The organism is Mesohalobacter halotolerans (assembly GCF_006120725.1).
GTDB classification, from domain to species: Bacteria; Bacteroidota; Bacteroidia; order Flavobacteriales; family Flavobacteriaceae; genus Psychroflexus; species Psychroflexus halotolerans.
In genome coordinates, this window is record NZ_SWMU01000001.1 from 602,487 (window position 1) to 618,577 (window position 16,091).

The following is a 16,091-nucleotide window of genomic DNA, read 5'->3' on the forward strand; positions in this document are numbered from 1 at the left end:
TGAAATATATTTTACAATTTATGGTTTTGATCCTAATTCAGGTGCTTATTCTAGACCATATTTTATTTTTAGGCTATATCAATCCATACCTTTATATCTTATTTATTTTAGCTTTACCCATAAACCTTAATAGAGTATATATTATACTTTTAGGTTTTGCATTGGGACTGTGTATAGATTTATTTAATAATACCGGCGGAGTTCATGCTGCCTCAACACTGTTTATTGCCTATTTTAGACCGTTTATCTTAAGGTTGTCATTTGGGATAAGTTATGATTACAACACTTTAAAATTACACAAAACTGATTTCAAAGAACAATTTCTTTACGTTGTCATCATGGTTTTTATTCACCATTTACTTATGTTTTCTTTAGAATATTTTAGTATAAATTACACAGTTGAGATTTTGAAAAATGCCCTATTATCTGGTATATTTAGTAGTATATTAATTTTCACCACTTTAAGATTGATTTATAAAGCATGAGAAGGTTTTTTCCATATTTGTTATTAGGATTTACAACCTTGGTATTTGTGATGCGTTTACTTTACTTACAAGTATTTAACAATTCTTATTCCAGTATATCTGAAAACTTAGCGGTCAAGGCCGAATATGACTATCCTCAACGTGGCTATATTTTTGATAGAAATGGAGAGCTACTAGCAGGCAATCAGCCCTCTTATGACGTGATGTTAGTTCCAAGGGATTTAAAACCATTTGACACGACTGCTTTTTCAAAACTTTTGAATCTTAAAAAAGAATATTTAATCAAAAAAATTGAAGATGCTAAACGATATTCATATTATGCGCCTTCTATTATCACAGCTCAGTTGACAAAGTCAGAATATGCCTATTTGCAGGAGAACATGTATAAATTTGAGGGCTTTTATATTCAAAAGCGTTCATTAAGGGATTATCAATTAGATTTAGGGGCCAATTTTTTGGGTTACATCGCTGAGGTTTCTAATCGTGATATCCGAGCAGAGCCATATTATAAATCAGGGGATTTAATTGGCCGGCAAGGAGTAGAAGAATATTACGAGGAAAAATTAAGAGGTGTTAGAGGTGTCAAATACATACAGAAAGACCGATTTAATAATGATTTAGGATCCTATAAACAAGGTCAATTTGATACGTTGCCGGAAAAAGGAAAAGATTTAACTTTAACTATCGATGCTCAACTGCAACAGTACGGAAAAAAATTGATGAAAAATAAAAGAGGAGGAATTGTTGCTCTTCAACCAAAGACAGGTGAAATTTTATCACTCATCACAGAACCAACTTACGATCCAAGTTTACTAATTGGGCGAAAAAGGTCTAAAAATTATACTGAACTCTATTATGATTCAATCACTAGACCATTGTATAATAGGGCACTACAAGCACAATATGCTCCAGGGTCGCCTTTTAAAGTTTTAACAGGCTTGATCGCCCTTCAGGAAAATACAGTTGAACTTGATGATAAGTACACCTGTTACGGTGGTTTTCGATATGCTAGAGGTCAGGTTTTGGGGTGTCACAATCATCCTAATCCTATCACTTTAGTTAATGGAATTGCACATTCTTGTAACTCTTATTTCTCTCGTATTTATCTCAATACCATCAACAAATATGAAACACCTCAAAAAGGGATTCAAGCCTGGCATGACCATTTAAAAAGTTTTGGCCTTGGAAATTACTTAGGTTACGATTTACCTGTAGGTCGTAAAGGTTTTATTCCAGATTCATCCTTTTACAATCGCATGTACCAATATCCAACCTATAAGTGGTATGCAACGGCGACAATTTCAAATGGTATAGGTCAAGGTGAGGTTTCTACTACACCTATCCAATTAGCCAATATGACAGCAGCTATAGCTAATAGAGGTTGGTATATTAAACCTCACATTTTAAAAGCAGTTGATGGTCAACCTATAAAAGATACAACTTATACTAAAAAACATTACACGACAATAGATAGAGCCCATTTTGATCCAATTATTGAAGGCATGTATGAAGTCTACAAATACGGTACAGCAAAGTGGATTCAAATCCCTAATATCGAAATCGGAGGAAAAACAGGAACAGCTGAAAATAAAAAAGTCATTGACGGTGAAGTCGTTCAGCTAAAAGATCATTCGATTTTTGTGGCTTTTGCACCAGTTGATGATCCAGAAATTGCCATTGCTGTTTTTATAGAACATGGTTACTGGGGATCTCGTTATGCAGGGAAAATAGCGAGTTTGATGATTGAAAAATACATCAAAGGAAAAATAACAAGAACAGACCTCGAGCAATGGTTGCTTAACAATAGTCCTCAAGAAGATTACGAAAAAATTGATTTTATGATCAAAAATGATAGTATTTTGAAGAATTTAAACTTGAATGAATAATACATTTTTTAAAATAGACTGGTTGAGTGTTTTGCTGTTTTTGCTTTTAGCGGGGTTGGGCTGGTTAAGTATTTATTCTACAACATTATCAGATCCTAGTAATAGCATAATAGATCTTTCCACACTCTATGGTAAGCAATTACTTTGGATATTGTTGAGTGTGGTAATAATAATATTTGTGTTATCTATAGAAAGTAAATTCTACGAACGCTTTAGTGCTATCATTTATATCATTGCTTTATTGAGTCTATTAGGGTTATTGTTTTTTGGCAAAACAATTAATGGTCAGACCGCCTGGTATTCATTTGGAAGTTTTAGCCTTCAGCCAGCAGAATTTGCCAAAGCTGCTGTTGCTCTTGCTGTTGCAAAATATGTAAGTGGCTTAAATGTAAACCTCCAAAAATTTAAACACCAAATTAGTGTTTTTTTGATTCTGGCTTTCCCCATTTCTTTAATTTTACTCCAACCGGATGCCGGAAGTGCATTAGTGTATTTATCAATTTTTATTGCGCTTTATCGTGAGGGTCTACCAGATTTTTATATATGGGGAGCACTACTAGTTATTGTTCTGTTTGTTGGTGTTTTATTAATGGGCTCAGTTTTGACTTCAATAATTTGCGGCTTAATATTTTTCATTATAATTTATTTTAGAAAAAAACAAAGTAAGAAAATTTTCAAACCCATATTGGCTGCAATAGCTTGTATTGCTTTTATCTTTAGTGTAAATTTTATATACGATAATGTATTAAAACCTCATCAAAAAGAAAGATTTGAAGTCCTTATTAACCCAAACACAAACAACAAAAGTAGCGGATACAACCTCTACCAAAGCGAAGTTGCAATAGGGAGTGGAGGTCTAACGGGCAAAGGATTTCTCAATGGCACACAAAAGCAAGGTAAATTTGTACCGGAACAACACACAGACTATATTTTTACAACCGTTGGTGAAGAATGGGGGTTTTTAGGTAGCGTAGTTGTCTTAATGCTCTTTATACTATTGTTGAGTAGAATCCTTTTTTTGGCTGAAAGGCAGAAACGTATTTTTAGTCGAACTTTTGGGTTTTGTGTTTTCGGAATTTTATTTATTCATTTTTTTGTAAACATTGGCATGGTAACGGGTTTAATACCAACGATTGGTATTCCTCTTCCTTTTTTCAGTTATGGTGGGTCTGGTCTTTGGGGCTTTTGTATTCTATTGTTTGTTTTTTTGAAATTAGACGCAGATCGGATAAAGTTAGGATCTTAGCTCATATTTATTTAACCTAAAATCATACCAGCAATTGTTGCCGACATTAAAGACGCTAAAGTCCCACCGAGTAAAGCTCTCATCCCAAATCGAGATAGTGTTTTTCGCTGACCTGGCGCTAAAGAACCAATACCGCCAATTTGAATACCAATAGAAGCAAAGTTGGCAAAACCACATAACATATAAGTCGCCATAATGATTGACTTTTCGTATTTAAAATGAATAGCACTCCCTAAATCTTTAAGCTCAGCCAGTTGAATATAGCCCACAAACTCGCTGGCTGCTAATTTAATACCTAAAAGTTGTCCCATCAACATAGAATCCTCTTCTGCAACGCCGATAAGCCACATGACAGGATAAAAAATAGTGCCTAAAATGGCTTCAAGTGATAGCTTTTCATAAGGGGTATTTTGAGCTACAAAATCATTTAAACCAACGAGACCACCAAAGGCATCTAGGCCATAATTAACCATAGAAATTAAAGCCACAAATACCAAAAGCATGGCACCAACGTTTGCTGCTAGGCGTAAACCTTCTGTTGTTCCATTGGCAATGGCATCTAAGATATTTGATCCAATTTTTTCCATAGAAACTTCTGCAGAGTTATCAACTTTCGTTTGTTGGGGATAAAGAATTTTTGAAATGACAATAGCATCAGGTGCTGCCATGACTGAAGCCGCGAGTAAATGTCTTGCAAATTCTAGCCGCATTGCAGGATCGTCACCTCCTAAAAATCCAATATAGGCAGCCAAGACACCACCAGCAACTGTAGCCATACCTCCAATCATGACCAAAAGTATTTCTGAACGTGTCATACGTTCTAGATAAGCTTTTATCATCAGTGGAGATTCGGTTTGACCAAGAAAAATATTGCCCGCCACACTCAAAGCTTCAGCACCTGATACACCTAATGCTTTTGATAAAAGCCAAGCTAAACCTCGTACAACCACCTGAATAATTCCTAAGTAAAAAAGAATTGAAGTTAATGCGGAGAAAAAGATGATGGTTGGTAAAACCTGAAATAAAAATATATAGCCATAAGTGTCTTGATCCATTAAATCGCCAAGTAAAAATTCACTCCCAGCTGCTGTAAAGTTTAAAATTTGAACAAAGATATTTCCTACAAAATCAAATATGGCTTTGACCCATTCTATTTCCAGAATACCAAAAGCTAGTATTAATTGTAAAACTAAACCAATAACCACAGTTCGCCAGCTAATAGCCTTCCTGTTTGAGCTGAATACAAAGGCTATAGTCAATAAAACAAACATTCCTAAGGCACCACGCCATAAACTTTTAAAGCTGAAACCTTCTAAAGGTACAATGCTTTGGCTTGGTGGATTTTCCTTGTCAAGCTTTAAAGTTTTGTCATTTGATGTAGAAGTTTGAATGCTGTCATAATGTATTTGTACAGAATCAGTTGGAATATTTTGTGCCTGTATATCTAAAGCGCTAAACAATATAATTGAGCATATTAGGAATAAGAAAGACATTTTCATATGCTTATGGCTTAACTTCTTTTAGATATTTCATCTCTAATTTGTGCTGCCTTCTCGTATTCTTCATTTTGAACTGCTTCTTCAAGGATTTTTTTTAAATCATTTAAACTGAGATTTTTCAAGTCAAAAGCAGACTTGATTTCGGTTTCAGCTTTAGATTTTGAGGCTTCAGATTGAGTTTTTGATGATGAGGTTTTTAATTGAATTCCGGCTTTGTCCAAAATATTTTTATAGGTAAAAATAGGTGCTTTAAATCGTAAAGCTAAAGCAATAGCGTCACTTGTTCTGGCGTCAATTGTTTCTTCTTTTTTGCCTTTCTTACAAATTAAACTGGCGTAAAAAATTCCATCTACAAGTTTATGAATAATGACTTTTTGAATTTGAATATCAAAGCAGTCTGAAAAGTTTTTAAACAAATCGTGAGTTAATGGACGTGGTGGTTTGATGTCTTTTTCTAAAGCTATAGCAATAGATTGAGCTTCAAAAGCACCAATGACAATTGGTAATTGTCTTGAACCCGTAACTTCACTCAATAATAACGCATAAGCTCCAGTTTGGGTTTGACTATAAGAAATACCTTTGATATCTAGCTGCACTAAATCCATAAAAATCAAATAAAAAACGGTCTAAAAAACAACGATAATTTCTCGTTTATCTTAGACCGTTATTTTGAACGCAATTTATAAAATTAAGCGTTATTAGCCTTAAATTCCTTTAATTTTTCAATCAACTGAGGCACGACTTCAAAAGCATCTCCAACTACACCATAATCTGCAGCTTTAAAAAATGGCGCTTCTTCATCTGTATTGATCACAACTTTTGTTTTTGAGGCGTTGATACCTGCTAAGTGTTGAATCGCACCAGAAATTCCTACGGCAATATAAAGGTTTGAAGCTACGGGTTTACCCGTTTGACCAACGTGCTCACTATGTGGACGCCAACCCATATCACTCACAGGTTTTGAACATGCTGTTGCCGCATCAAGAACATCTGCGAGCTCCTCTATCATGCCCCAATTTTCTGGACCTTTTAAACCTCTACCACCAGAGACTACAATTTCTGCATCAGCTATACTGACTTTATCCGTGTTTTTGTCTACAGATTGAACTTTTATATTACTATCCGAAATTTCAGGATTAAAATCAATATTTTCTGCAGTTGTTTCTTTTTCATGCAATCCAAAGGCATTACTAGACAGGCCAATAATTTTTTTATCTGTCGTGATTTCAGCCATTCCAAATGCTTTATTTGTAAACACATTTCGCTTTACTTGAAATCCATTGTCTAGCTCGGGAAGTTCAACCACGTTTGACGCATATCCGGCTTTAAGATTTACTGAAACCAATGGCGCTAGATATTTGGCATTAGCACTTTGACTTAAGACTAAGATATTTGCATTGACCTCTTCGGCGGCTTTTGTTAAAATATCAGAATAATGGTCAACATTAAAAGTATTTAAATTTTCGTTTTGAACATTCAAAACCTTGTGCACTCCATATTTCCCCAACTCTTCTGTGTTTTCTACATTTATTGTAACAGCAACAACTTCATCCTGCGTATTTTCAGCAATTGATGAGGCATAAGAGGCAACCTCATAAGCTACTTTCTTAAGCTTCTTGTTTTCTGATTCTGCGTATATAAGTATTGACATGTTTCTTTTTTTTATAAATTATTTTAAATGGCTTTAGCTTCGTTGTGAAGTAAATCTATAAGTTCGTCTATATTTTCTGCATCTACTAATTTGACATCGCCTTTTGGTGCAGGCTTACTAAATTTTTTGAATTCGACCAAAGGTTTTTCTGCAACGGGCGCTTTGACCTCTAAAGGTTTTTTTCGAGCCATCATGATGCCGCGCATATTAGGAATACGTAGGTCTTTTTCTTCAACCAAACCTTTTTGGCCACCAATGACAAGTGGTAAGTCAGAAGTTAAAGTTTCTTTACCGCCGTCAATTTCTCTAATGGCCGTAGCCGTTTCATTTTCTATTTCTAATGAGACACAAGTATTGATAAAATTAGCACCTATCATTTTGGCAACCATTCCAGGTACCATACCTCCGTTATAGTCGATGGACTCACGACCTGCGATGACTAAATCATAACCGCCATTTTTTGCCACATCGGCAATTTCTTCAGCGACCTGAAAAGCATCAATTGGTTTGGTATCAACGCGAATAGCTTTATCTGCGCCAATGGCTAGAGTTTTTCTTATCGTTGGCTCAGCGTCTTTTTCACCAACAGTTACCACATCGACAGAAGCGCCTTGCTTTTCTTTAAACCACATCGCTCTTGTTAAACCAAATTCATCATTGGGTCCGATAACAAATTGAACCCCATTGGTATCAAATGCACTGTCATTATCCGTAAAATTAATTTTAGAAGTCGTGTCCGGGACATGACTTATACATACTAATATTTTCATTTCTTGGAATTTTTAAACTTTATTATAACGTTTGCGAAGATAATATTTTATGTTGAAATTTACTATGCACGCATAATAAAATTTTATTAATTTGATAACCTTTTAAGTCATTTGATTGTTTACTTTTGTTTTGCTTTTATAATTTTGAAAAAATATGAGAACAATACAATTTAGAGAAGCGGTTTGTGAAGCCATGAGTGAAGAAATGCGCGCAGATGAGTCAGTGTATTTAATGGGTGAAGAAGTTGCTGAATACAATGGTGCTTATAAGGCTTCCAAAGGTATGTTAGACGAATTTGGCCCTGACCGCGTCATTGATACGCCAATATCTGAACTAGGTTTTGCTGGAATAGGTGTAGGATCGGCCATGAATGGTAACAGACCAATAGTTGAATTTATGACTTTCAACTTTTCACTTGTCGGCATTGATCAAATCATCAATAATGCTGCAAAGATGCGACAGATGTCCGGTGGTCAAATCAATATTCCTATTGTGTTTAGAGGGCCAACAGCTTCGGCCGGTCAACTTGGAGCAACACACTCTCAAGCCTTTGAAAATTGGTATGCTAATACACCTGGCTTGAAGGTGGTAGTCCCATCCAATCCTTATGATGCTAAAGGCCTCTTAAAGACCTCCATTAGAGATGATGACCCTGTCATATTTATGGAAAGTGAGCAAATGTACGGTGATAAAGGCGAGGTGCCTGAGGAAGAATATACCATCCCGATTGGTAAAGCTGATATTAAAAGAGAAGGTGATGATGTCACTGTTGTTTCCTTTGGAAAAATTATAAAAGAAGCTTACAAAGCGGCTGAAAAACTAGAAAAAGATGGTGTAAATTGTGAAATAATTGATTTGAGAACCGTAAGACCACTGGATTATGCTGCCATTATCAAGTCGATTAAAAAAACCAATAGAATGGTTATTCTAGAGGAAGCTTGGCCTTTTGGTAATGTATCTACTGAAATCACCTACCATATTCAACATCACGCATTTGATTTTCTCGATGCACCAATAATTAAACTTAATACAGCTGATACACCAGCACCATATTCACCCGTACTGTTAAAAGAATGGATGCCCAATCACGAGGATGTGATTAAAGCTGTAAAAAAAGTAATGTATATTTAAAATTAACGACTCTTAACCCAAGCTTCATTTGTATAATGCAAGTGAAGCTTTTTTATTTTTGATGCGAAATATATTTCTCATAAATGTAGTATTATTTTTTGGCTTTCTGTCTTTCAGTCAGACCAAAGTCAGTGGTTATGTATATGACGAGTTTGATGAACCTGTGGCTTATGCCAATGTCATCTTTAAGGATTCAAAAGTTGGCACTATAACCGATGAAAATGGTAAGTTTTATTTGGAATCTGATAACAATTATAATGCTGTTGAAATCTCATTTATGGGTTTTAAAACTTATATTTTGCCTTTAGAAAAAAACGCAACCTATGATATCAAAATCAAATTAGAGTCTGACGCAGAAGCCCTTTCAGAAGTCATGGTTTATACAGGCAAAACCTCTAAGGAAAATAATCCTGCTCTTGATATACTGAGAAAAATATGGGAAAATCGCAGGGAAAATGGGGTTAAAAAATTTGATCAATATCAATATGATAAATACGAAAAACTTCAATTTGACCTTAATACCATCGATAGTTCATTAATCAATAGCCGATTGTTTAAAGGCATGGAATTTATCTTTACCCAAACAGATACCAACAAGGTTACAGGTAAAACTTACTTACCCATATTTATAAATGAATCCGTTTCAAAAGTTTATGGAGACAATTTTTTGGATAAAGAAAAAGAAGTTTTAAGAGGTAACAAAAATTCAGGTTTCAGTAGTAATCAAAACCTCATCGCTTTTATCAAAGACTTGTATGCAGAATACAATGTATATGACAATTACATTAAAATATTTGACAAAAGCTTTGTGAGTCCTATATCAACTACCGGTATTGACAATTACAACTATGTTTTAGCAGATAGCGCTTATATTGGAGACCGTTGGAGTTATAATATTGTCTATTACCCAAGACGAAAAAATGAATTGACTTTTAAAGGGGAATTTTGGGTAAATGATACCACATGGGCTATAAAAAAAATTGATTTGGCTATGACAAAAAGCGCCAATATCAACTGGGTAAAAGATGTGTATATCGAGCAAGAATTTGATGTGCTCAACGATTCTATCTTTTTGATAACGCGTGATTATTTCATGACCGATTTTACTTTTAGAAAAAAAGAAGACTCCCGAGGAGTTTATGGTAAACGCACCACCTTATATGACAATTATAAATTTGATGAGCAAAAAGACAAAGAATTCTACGATAGGCAGTCCAATCCTTATGAAAATCGTGTCTTTGACCGCGATAGTGCCTTTTGGGCCAAAAACCGCTTAGAAAAGCTCAACAAAGATGAAAAGGAAATTTATACATTAGTTGATACTTTAAAAACTGTAAAGGCTTTTAAGCAGGTTTATGATGTAGCAACCGTTTTGGCTACGAATTATTGGGAGTTTGACGGATGGGATTTTGGCCCTGTATTTTCCACCTTTGGTTTTAACGATATTGAGGGTTTGCGTTTAAGAGTTGGTGGACGAACCTATTTTAGTCAAAACGACACTTGGCGTTTACAAGGTTTTACCGCTTATGGGTTTAAAGATGACAAATTCAAATATGGTTTATCCGGAAAGGTAATGCTAGATCGTCAGTCAAGATTGATACTTTCAGGTGGTAATCGGCGAGATGTAGAACAACTTGGTGCAAGTTTAACAAGTTCTAACGATGTCTTAGGCAGAAGCTTGCTGTCAGGTACACCTTTTATGGTTGCTGCCAATAATACTTTAACAAATATTAATCTCAGTAGTCTTGCGCTACAGTTTGACCCTTTTTATAATTTTAATGTGCGTCTAGAAGGGACTTACCGAACTTTAGTTGGGGCAGATACTGATGTATTTAGCTTAGCCTACTATACAGATGAAGCTAGAACTCAGCGTGAAGAAGAAACCGTACAGACCGAACTTTCGTTAACAACCCGGTATACACCAAATAGAAAAGCAACCGGTTATGGTGTAGAGCAATATGTGGTTAATGCAGGCAATTATCCTGAATTTATGCTCAAATACACTAAAGGGCTCAAAGGCGTGATAGACAGTGATTTTAATTATGACCGCCTGCAGCTACTGTACCGGCAGCCCATTCTTTTAGGGGGTTTTGGCCGATTCACTTCAACGCTTGAAGCCGGGAAGACTTTTGGAGGTGTTCCGCTTGGGCTGCTTAATGTCGTACCTGGTAATCAGACCTTATTTACCATTGAAGGAACGTTTCCATTACTAGATTTTTATGAGTTTGTAACCGACGAGTACGTAAGTCTACACATGGAACACAACTTTAATGGAAGACTTTTTGCGAGGATCCCACTTCTACGGGACCTAGATTTAAGAGAAATTGTAACTTTTAGAAGTATTTATGGTCAACTGTCAGACGAAAGCCGATTGCTCAATGCCTCAACTTCAAACCCGGTATTGTTTGCACCAGATCGAAATATCTACTATTCTTACAGTTTTGGAATAGGGAATATATTTAGGGTTTTTAGACTTGACTTCCATTTCAGAGGTAATTATTTTGATATTCAGGACTCCAGGAGTTTTGGAATTACCGGAGCTTTTGGGTTTTATTTTTAATAAAAATAGCTTTAAATTTTTAGGATTTATTACTTTTGCAATCTTTTTTTAAAACTTAAAGACAATGACATTTGACGTTTTGATAGAAATTCCCAAAGGAAGTCGTAACAAATACGAATACGATTTTAAACTCAAGAAAATCCGTTACGACCGCATGATTTTTTCATCGATGATGTATCCTGCAGATTATGGTTTTGTACCAGAAACATTAGCCTTAGATGGCGATCCTTTAGATGTTTTGGTTTTGGTTACCGAACCTACTTTCCCAGGCTGTGTGATGGAAGTAAAACCCATTGGCGTCTTTCATATGACTGACGAAAAAGGTCCTGACGAAAAAATCATCTGTGTACCGGTGAGTGACCCCATTTCTTCAAAAGTCAACGACCTTAAAGAACTCAATCCACATCTTATTCAAGAGATAGAACATTTTTTTCAGGTGTATAAAGACCTTGAAAAAAAGAAAGTCGATGTTGGCGGTTGGGGCGATGTCAATGAAGCTGAAAACATCGTAAAACTTTGCGAACAACGCTTTAAAAAAAGTGATGTGCCTTCCAATGAAGTATCACTCTAATGCTGTTTTTTAGAATAAAATTTTAAGGGACTTATGTTAAATATTTTAAGTATTTTTGGCAAATTTAAAAATTAAATTATTACTTTATGGAATCTAACGTGATATACATTCCCATTATCTTAGCCTTATTCGGGCTTATTTTTATGATCATTAAAATGTTCTGGGTTAAAAAACAAAATTCAGGAAATGATCGCATGAAAGACCTTTCAAAAAGTATCAAGGAAGGCGCGTTAGCGTTTCTCAATGCCGAATATCGTTTACTGGCAGGTTTTGTGGTTTTAGCAGGAATCGCTTTGTATGTGATATCACTTTATGTTGATACGACGAGTTGGATGATTGTGCCGGCTTTTATTATAGGGGCTGTATTTTCTGCATTAGCTGGAAACATAGGCATGCGTATTGCAACCGATGCCAATGCTCGTACGGCAGAAGCTGCAAAGACAAGTCTACCAAAAGCTCTGAAAGTTTCTTTTTCTGGCGGAACGGTTATGGGACTTGGCGTAGCAGGACTAGCTGTATTAGGCTTAAGTTTATTATTCTTATTTTTCTTAGGTCAATTCTTGACTGATAGTGGTGACTTTTATACTCAAATGACAGTCGTTTTAGAAACTCTGGCTGGATTCTCTCTCGGTGCAGAATCAATCGCGTTATTTGCGCGTGTTGGCGGTGGAATTTACACTAAAGCTGCCGATGTAGGCGCTGACTTAGTAGGAAAAGTCGAAGCCGGAATTCCGGAAGATGATCCAAGAAATCCCGCAACCATTGCCGATAACGTTGGTGATAATGTAGGTGACGTCGCTGGTATGGGTGCAGATTTATTCGGGAGTTATGTCGCAACAGTTCTAGCCGCGATGGTGCTTGGAAATTATGTCATCAAAGACATGTCATCCGTAACACAGTTTACAGATTTATTTAACAATATGGGGCCAATTTTGCTACCGCTTGTTATTGCAGGCATAGGTGTTTTAGCCTCAATTATAGGAACTTTTTTCGTTAGAATTGGAAATAATGAGGCTCGCGAAAAACAAGTGCAACGCTCTTTAGATATTGGAAACTGGTTTGCAATTGGATTGACCTTGGTCGCCAGTTGGTTTTTAATTCAGTGGATGTTGCCGGAAACTATCGAAATGAACTTCTTTGGCGAAGGAACGAAAGCAATCCCTTCACGTCATGTGTTTTATGCCTGTATGATTGGTTTAGCCGTAGGTGCTTTAATTTCTTTTGTTACCGCGCATTACACCAGTTTAGGTAAAAAACCGGTTTTAGATATTGTTAAAAATTCATCTACAGGGGCAGCAACAAACATTATTGCAGGTCTTGCTGTTGGTATGAAATCTACCTTTTGGTCTGTTTTGCTTTTTGCAGCGGCCATTTTTGGTTCCTACGCACTTGCCGGTTTCTACGGTGTAGCTTTAGCCGCATCGGCTATGATGGCGACAACCGCAATGCAATTGGCCATCGATGCTTTTGGGCCAATAGCAGATAATGCCGGTGGTGTAGCAGAAATGAGTGAATTAGAAGACGTTGTAAGAGAAAGGACAGATATTTTAGACTCTGTAGGAAACACGACTGCTGCTGTTGGAAAAGGCTTTGCAATTGCATCTGCAGCTCTTACCGCTCTCGCTTTATTTGCGGCTTATGTAACATTTACAGGCATTGATGGAATCAATATCTTTAAAGCCGATGTGCTCGCCATGCTATTTGTTGGCGGCATGATTCCAGTCGTATTTTCTGCTCTCGCTATGAAATCTGTCGGAAAAGCCGCGATGGAAATGGTTAAGGAAGTCCGTCGCCAATTTAAAGACATTCCAGGCATTATGGAAGGTAAAGCCAAGCCGGAATATGCCAAATGTGTTGATATTTCAACTAAGGCAGCCTTAAAGGAAATGCTTCTTCCAGGCTTGCTGACTATAATTTCTCCAATTATTATTGGTCTTATTTTTGGCGCTGAGCCGCTCGGTGGCTACATGGCTGGCGTTTGCGTTTCTGGTGTCATGTGGGCGATTTTCCAAAACAACGCTGGTGGAGCTTGGGATAACGCCAAAAAATCTTTTGAAGCTGGTGTAGAAATCGATGGAAAAATGAGCTACAAAGGTAGCGATGCGCACAAAGCTGCTGTGACTGGAGATACTGTTGGTGATCCGTTTAAAGATACTTCTGGTCCATCGATGAATATCCTCATTAAATTGACTTGTTTGATCGGCTTAGTTATGGCACCTCTTTTGAGCGAAACAGACCATAAACACGTCAATTCTGTCGGAAGCGACGAACAGACAGAGGCAAAAGAAGTGGTTTTGACTCAAGAAGAAGCCTCAGCTAAAATCAACGTACAGTAATCTATCTGTTATCATTTGGGGCTTCCGCTGTTCCAAAGTCGCATCGGTGGGCTTTCTGTAAAAACATACAGACAATTCATTTAACTAGTTGGTGAGCTTGTCGAACCACAATCCCTAAGCCAAGGCAAAAATGCAATGGTTAGTGAACAGAGTCGAACTTTGTGCAGTGAGCGGAGTCGAACTGCAGATAAATACAACACTTCAATTTAAAATTGAAGATATATTAACTTTAATTCCCATTTGCACAGTTAATATTATCTTTGTAAAAAAGACAGTTTATGATTTCAGAAAAAGCCAACAAAATATTTAAAGAGGTAATCAACCAATATCATATTAAAGACGATGTTGACCAAGAGTTTGAAAACCCTTACGATGCCGACGAAGACTTATTATTCCATTTACTCTACCGAAAATGTTGGATTGATACAGTACAATGGCACTACGAAGATATCATTCGTGACCCTGAAATCACACCTGAAGATGCTCTGGTAATTAAGCGAAAAATAGATGCCTCTAACCAGGACCGTACAGACACAGTCGAATATATAGATAGTTATTATTTGAACCACTACAAATCGGTTCAGGTCAAAGAAGACGCTAAAATAAATACCGAAAGCCCAGCTTGGGGCATCGATCGTTTGTCTATTCTTGCCTTAAAGATATACCACATGAACGAAGAGGCAAATCGAAAGAATGCAAGTGAAGAGCACCGTCAAAAAAGCCAAGAAAAATTAGATGTTCTTCTTGAACAACGCCAAGATTTATCCACAGCAATAGATCAATTACTCGAAGACATATCTCGTGGCGATAAATACATGAAAGTCTATAAACAGATGAAAATGTATAACGACGATGAGATGAATCCGGTCTTAAGAAACAGAAAATAGATGTCCAGTCACAGTAAGCATATTCTCACCATCAGGCTTTCTGCCATGGGAGATGTTGCCATAGCTGTGCCGGTAATTTGTACTTTACTTAAAACCCACTCAAACTTAAAAGTTACCGTTCTTACCAAACCGCAATTCAAAGTTTTATTTGATTTTCTTCCACAAGTCCATGTGGTTTGCGCCGAGGTAAAAACCAAACACAAAGGTTTAGGAGGACTTTATCAATTAAGTCGAGAATTAAAAACACTCAACTTAACTGAAGTTGCAGACTTACATAATGTCATTCGTTCTAAAGTTTTAAAGTTTTTTTTGAGACTTCAAGGCATAAAAGTTAAAACAATCAATAAAGGCAGAACTGAAAAAAAAGCATTAACAAGGACAAATCGCAAAGTATTTAAGCCTTTAAAACCCACAATAAATCGCTATGCTGATGTATTTAGAAACATAGGGATTGCTCTCGATATGAATCAGCCAGAATGTTTACCAAAACAAGAGTTAAAGTCTTCGATTAAAAGCGATTTAGAATTTGATCCCTCCAAAACTTATTTAGGTATTGCACCATTTGCAGCACATGACGGTAAAGTGTATCCGGCAGATTTAATGCAAGAAGTCATAAAAAAACTATCTCAAAACAAGTCTTTAAATATTTACTTGTTTGGTGGAGGCAAACTTGAAATGTCGCGCTTACACAACTGGGAAAAACCTTATAAAAATGTATACTGTATTGCTGGTCGATACGACTTTAAAACTGAACTTTGTTTGATTTCAAATCTCGATGCCATGCTTTCAATGGATAGTGGTAATGGCCATCTCGCAGCGATGTTTGCTGTAAAAGTCTTTACCATTTGGGGTCAAACGCACCCTCATGCTGGTTTTGCGCCATTAGGTCAAACTAAAGATCAACAATTTCTGCCCGATAGAAGTATATTTCCACTTTTACCTACATCAATCTACGGGAATAAGGAAGTGGAAGGCTACCAAAACGTTATGCGCACCATAGACCCAAATGATGTAGCCGATAAAATTTCTAAACAGCTTTTTCCTAAAAACCATTAAGCATTTATTATT

Annotated in this window: 13 protein-coding genes; 9 read left to right on the forward strand and 4 right to left on the reverse strand. The window is 36.4% G+C overall.

Translation table 11 applies throughout. The features are described 5' to 3' along the window. Positions 1-20: 20 nt before the first annotated feature. From mreD to rodA, 3 genes are read left to right on the forward strand one after another with little or no spacing between them, the layout of a single operon-like run. Positions 21-485: a rod shape-determining protein MreD gene (mreD, locus tag FCN74_RS02855; RefSeq protein ID WP_246062538.1), complete on the forward strand. Its 465-nt coding sequence runs from the start codon at positions 21-23 to the stop codon at positions 483-485. After that, positions 482-2,371, forward strand: a complete 1,890-nt coding sequence (mrdA, locus tag FCN74_RS02860) for a penicillin-binding protein 2 (RefSeq protein WP_138931082.1) — start codon at positions 482-484, stop codon at positions 2,369-2,371. The genes mreD and mrdA overlap by 4 nt, the downstream gene beginning before the upstream one ends. Further along, on the forward strand, positions 2,364-3,617 hold the full coding sequence (rodA, locus tag FCN74_RS02865; RefSeq protein ID WP_138931083.1) for a rod shape-determining protein RodA: 1,254 nt from the start codon (positions 2,364-2,366) through the stop codon (positions 3,615-3,617). Before mrdA ends, rodA begins: the two co-directional genes overlap by 8 nt. A gap of 11 nt (positions 3,618-3,628) precedes the next feature. Here the strand turns inward: rodA and FCN74_RS02870 are convergent, their stop codons facing one another. From FCN74_RS02870 to FCN74_RS02885, 4 genes are all read right to left on the reverse strand, one after another. Further along, the gene (locus FCN74_RS02870) at positions 3,629-5,116 is read right to left on the reverse strand and encodes a NupC/NupG family nucleoside CNT transporter (protein ID WP_138931084.1); all 1,488 of its coding nucleotides are present in this window, start codon (positions 5,114-5,116) and stop codon (positions 3,629-3,631) included. A gap of 11 nt (positions 5,117-5,127) precedes the next feature. Further along, on the reverse strand, positions 5,128-5,721 hold the full coding sequence (locus tag FCN74_RS02875; RefSeq protein WP_138931085.1) for a bifunctional nuclease family protein: 594 nt from the start codon (positions 5,719-5,721) through the stop codon (positions 5,128-5,130). An 83-nt stretch (positions 5,722-5,804) separates the two neighbouring features. Further along, on the reverse strand, positions 5,805-6,767 hold the full coding sequence (locus FCN74_RS02880; protein ID WP_138931086.1) for an electron transfer flavoprotein subunit alpha/FixB family protein: 963 nt from the start codon (positions 6,765-6,767) through the stop codon (positions 5,805-5,807). 23 nt (positions 6,768-6,790) lie between these two features. After that, a complete protein-coding gene (locus FCN74_RS02885) occupies positions 6,791-7,537 on the reverse strand; it encodes an electron transfer flavoprotein subunit beta/FixA family protein (RefSeq protein WP_138931087.1) in 747 nt (248 codons plus the stop codon). 154 nt (positions 7,538-7,691) lie between these two features. On the opposite strand from FCN74_RS02885, the gene FCN74_RS02890 reads away from it, so the two are divergent. The 6 genes from FCN74_RS02890 to FCN74_RS02915 all read left to right on the forward strand — a co-directional run bounded on the left by FCN74_RS02890 (position 7,692) and on the right by FCN74_RS02915 (position 16,079). Then, positions 7,692-8,669 (forward strand): pyruvate dehydrogenase complex E1 component subunit beta, encoded by a 978-nt coding sequence (locus FCN74_RS02890; RefSeq protein WP_138931088.1) that lies wholly within the window; start codon positions 7,692-7,694, stop codon positions 8,667-8,669. 61 nt (positions 8,670-8,730) lie between these two features. Continuing rightward, positions 8,731-11,229: a DUF5686 and carboxypeptidase-like regulatory domain-containing protein gene (locus FCN74_RS02895; protein ID WP_138931398.1), complete on the forward strand. Its 2,499-nt coding sequence runs from the start codon at positions 8,731-8,733 to the stop codon at positions 11,227-11,229. A gap of 64 nt (positions 11,230-11,293) precedes the next feature. Beyond that, positions 11,294-11,800 carry an inorganic diphosphatase gene (locus FCN74_RS02900; RefSeq protein ID WP_138931089.1) on the forward strand — a complete coding sequence of 169 codons (507 nt, stop codon included), beginning with the start codon at positions 11,294-11,296 and terminating at the stop codon, positions 11,798-11,800. A gap of 86 nt (positions 11,801-11,886) precedes the next feature. Next, on the forward strand, positions 11,887-14,136 hold the full coding sequence (locus tag FCN74_RS02905) for a sodium-translocating pyrophosphatase (protein ID WP_138931090.1): 2,250 nt from the start codon (positions 11,887-11,889) through the stop codon (positions 14,134-14,136). Positions 14,137-14,414: 278 nt separating this feature from the next. Then, positions 14,415-15,023, forward strand: a complete 609-nt coding sequence (locus FCN74_RS02910; protein WP_138931091.1) for a DUF4254 domain-containing protein — start codon at positions 14,415-14,417, stop codon at positions 15,021-15,023. After that, entirely contained in the window at positions 15,024-16,079 is a 1,056-nt protein-coding gene (locus tag FCN74_RS02915) for a glycosyltransferase family 9 protein (RefSeq protein ID WP_138931092.1), read from the forward strand. The last annotated feature ends 12 nt before the right edge of the window (positions 16,080-16,091 follow it).

Bases quoted from the DNA above. Each gene is read 5' to 3' on its own strand.
- mreD (WP_246062538.1), top strand. From the start codon at position 21: ATGGTTTTGATCCTAATTCAGGTGCTTATTCTAGACCATATTTTATTT.
- FCN74_RS02905 (WP_138931090.1), top strand. From the start codon at position 11,887: ATGGAATCTAACGTGATATACATTCCCATTATCTTAGCCTTATTCGGG.
- FCN74_RS02880 (WP_138931086.1), bottom strand. From the start codon at position 6,767: ATGTCAATACTTATATACGCAGAATCAGAAAACAAGAAGCTTAAGAAA.
- FCN74_RS02875 (WP_138931085.1), bottom strand. From the start codon at position 5,721: ATGGATTTAGTGCAGCTAGATATCAAAGGTATTTCTTATAGTCAAACC.
- FCN74_RS02890 (WP_138931088.1), top strand. From the start codon at position 7,692: ATGAGAACAATACAATTTAGAGAAGCGGTTTGTGAAGCCATGAGTGAA.
- FCN74_RS02885 (WP_138931087.1), bottom strand. From the start codon at position 7,537: ATGAAAATATTAGTATGTATAAGTCATGTCCCGGACACGACTTCTAAA.
- FCN74_RS02910 (WP_138931091.1), top strand. From the start codon at position 14,415: ATGATTTCAGAAAAAGCCAACAAAATATTTAAAGAGGTAATCAACCAA.
- rodA (WP_138931083.1), top strand. From the start codon at position 2,364: ATGAATAATACATTTTTTAAAATAGACTGGTTGAGTGTTTTGCTGTTT.
- FCN74_RS02915 (WP_138931092.1), top strand. From the start codon at position 15,024: ATGTCCAGTCACAGTAAGCATATTCTCACCATCAGGCTTTCTGCCATG.
- FCN74_RS02870 (WP_138931084.1), bottom strand. From the start codon at position 5,116: ATGAAAATGTCTTTCTTATTCCTAATATGCTCAATTATATTGTTTAGC.
- FCN74_RS02900 (WP_138931089.1), top strand. From the start codon at position 11,294: ATGACATTTGACGTTTTGATAGAAATTCCCAAAGGAAGTCGTAACAAA.
- mrdA (WP_138931082.1), top strand. From the start codon at position 482: ATGAGAAGGTTTTTTCCATATTTGTTATTAGGATTTACAACCTTGGTA.
- FCN74_RS02895 (WP_138931398.1), top strand. From the start codon at position 8,731: ATGCGAAATATATTTCTCATAAATGTAGTATTATTTTTTGGCTTTCTG.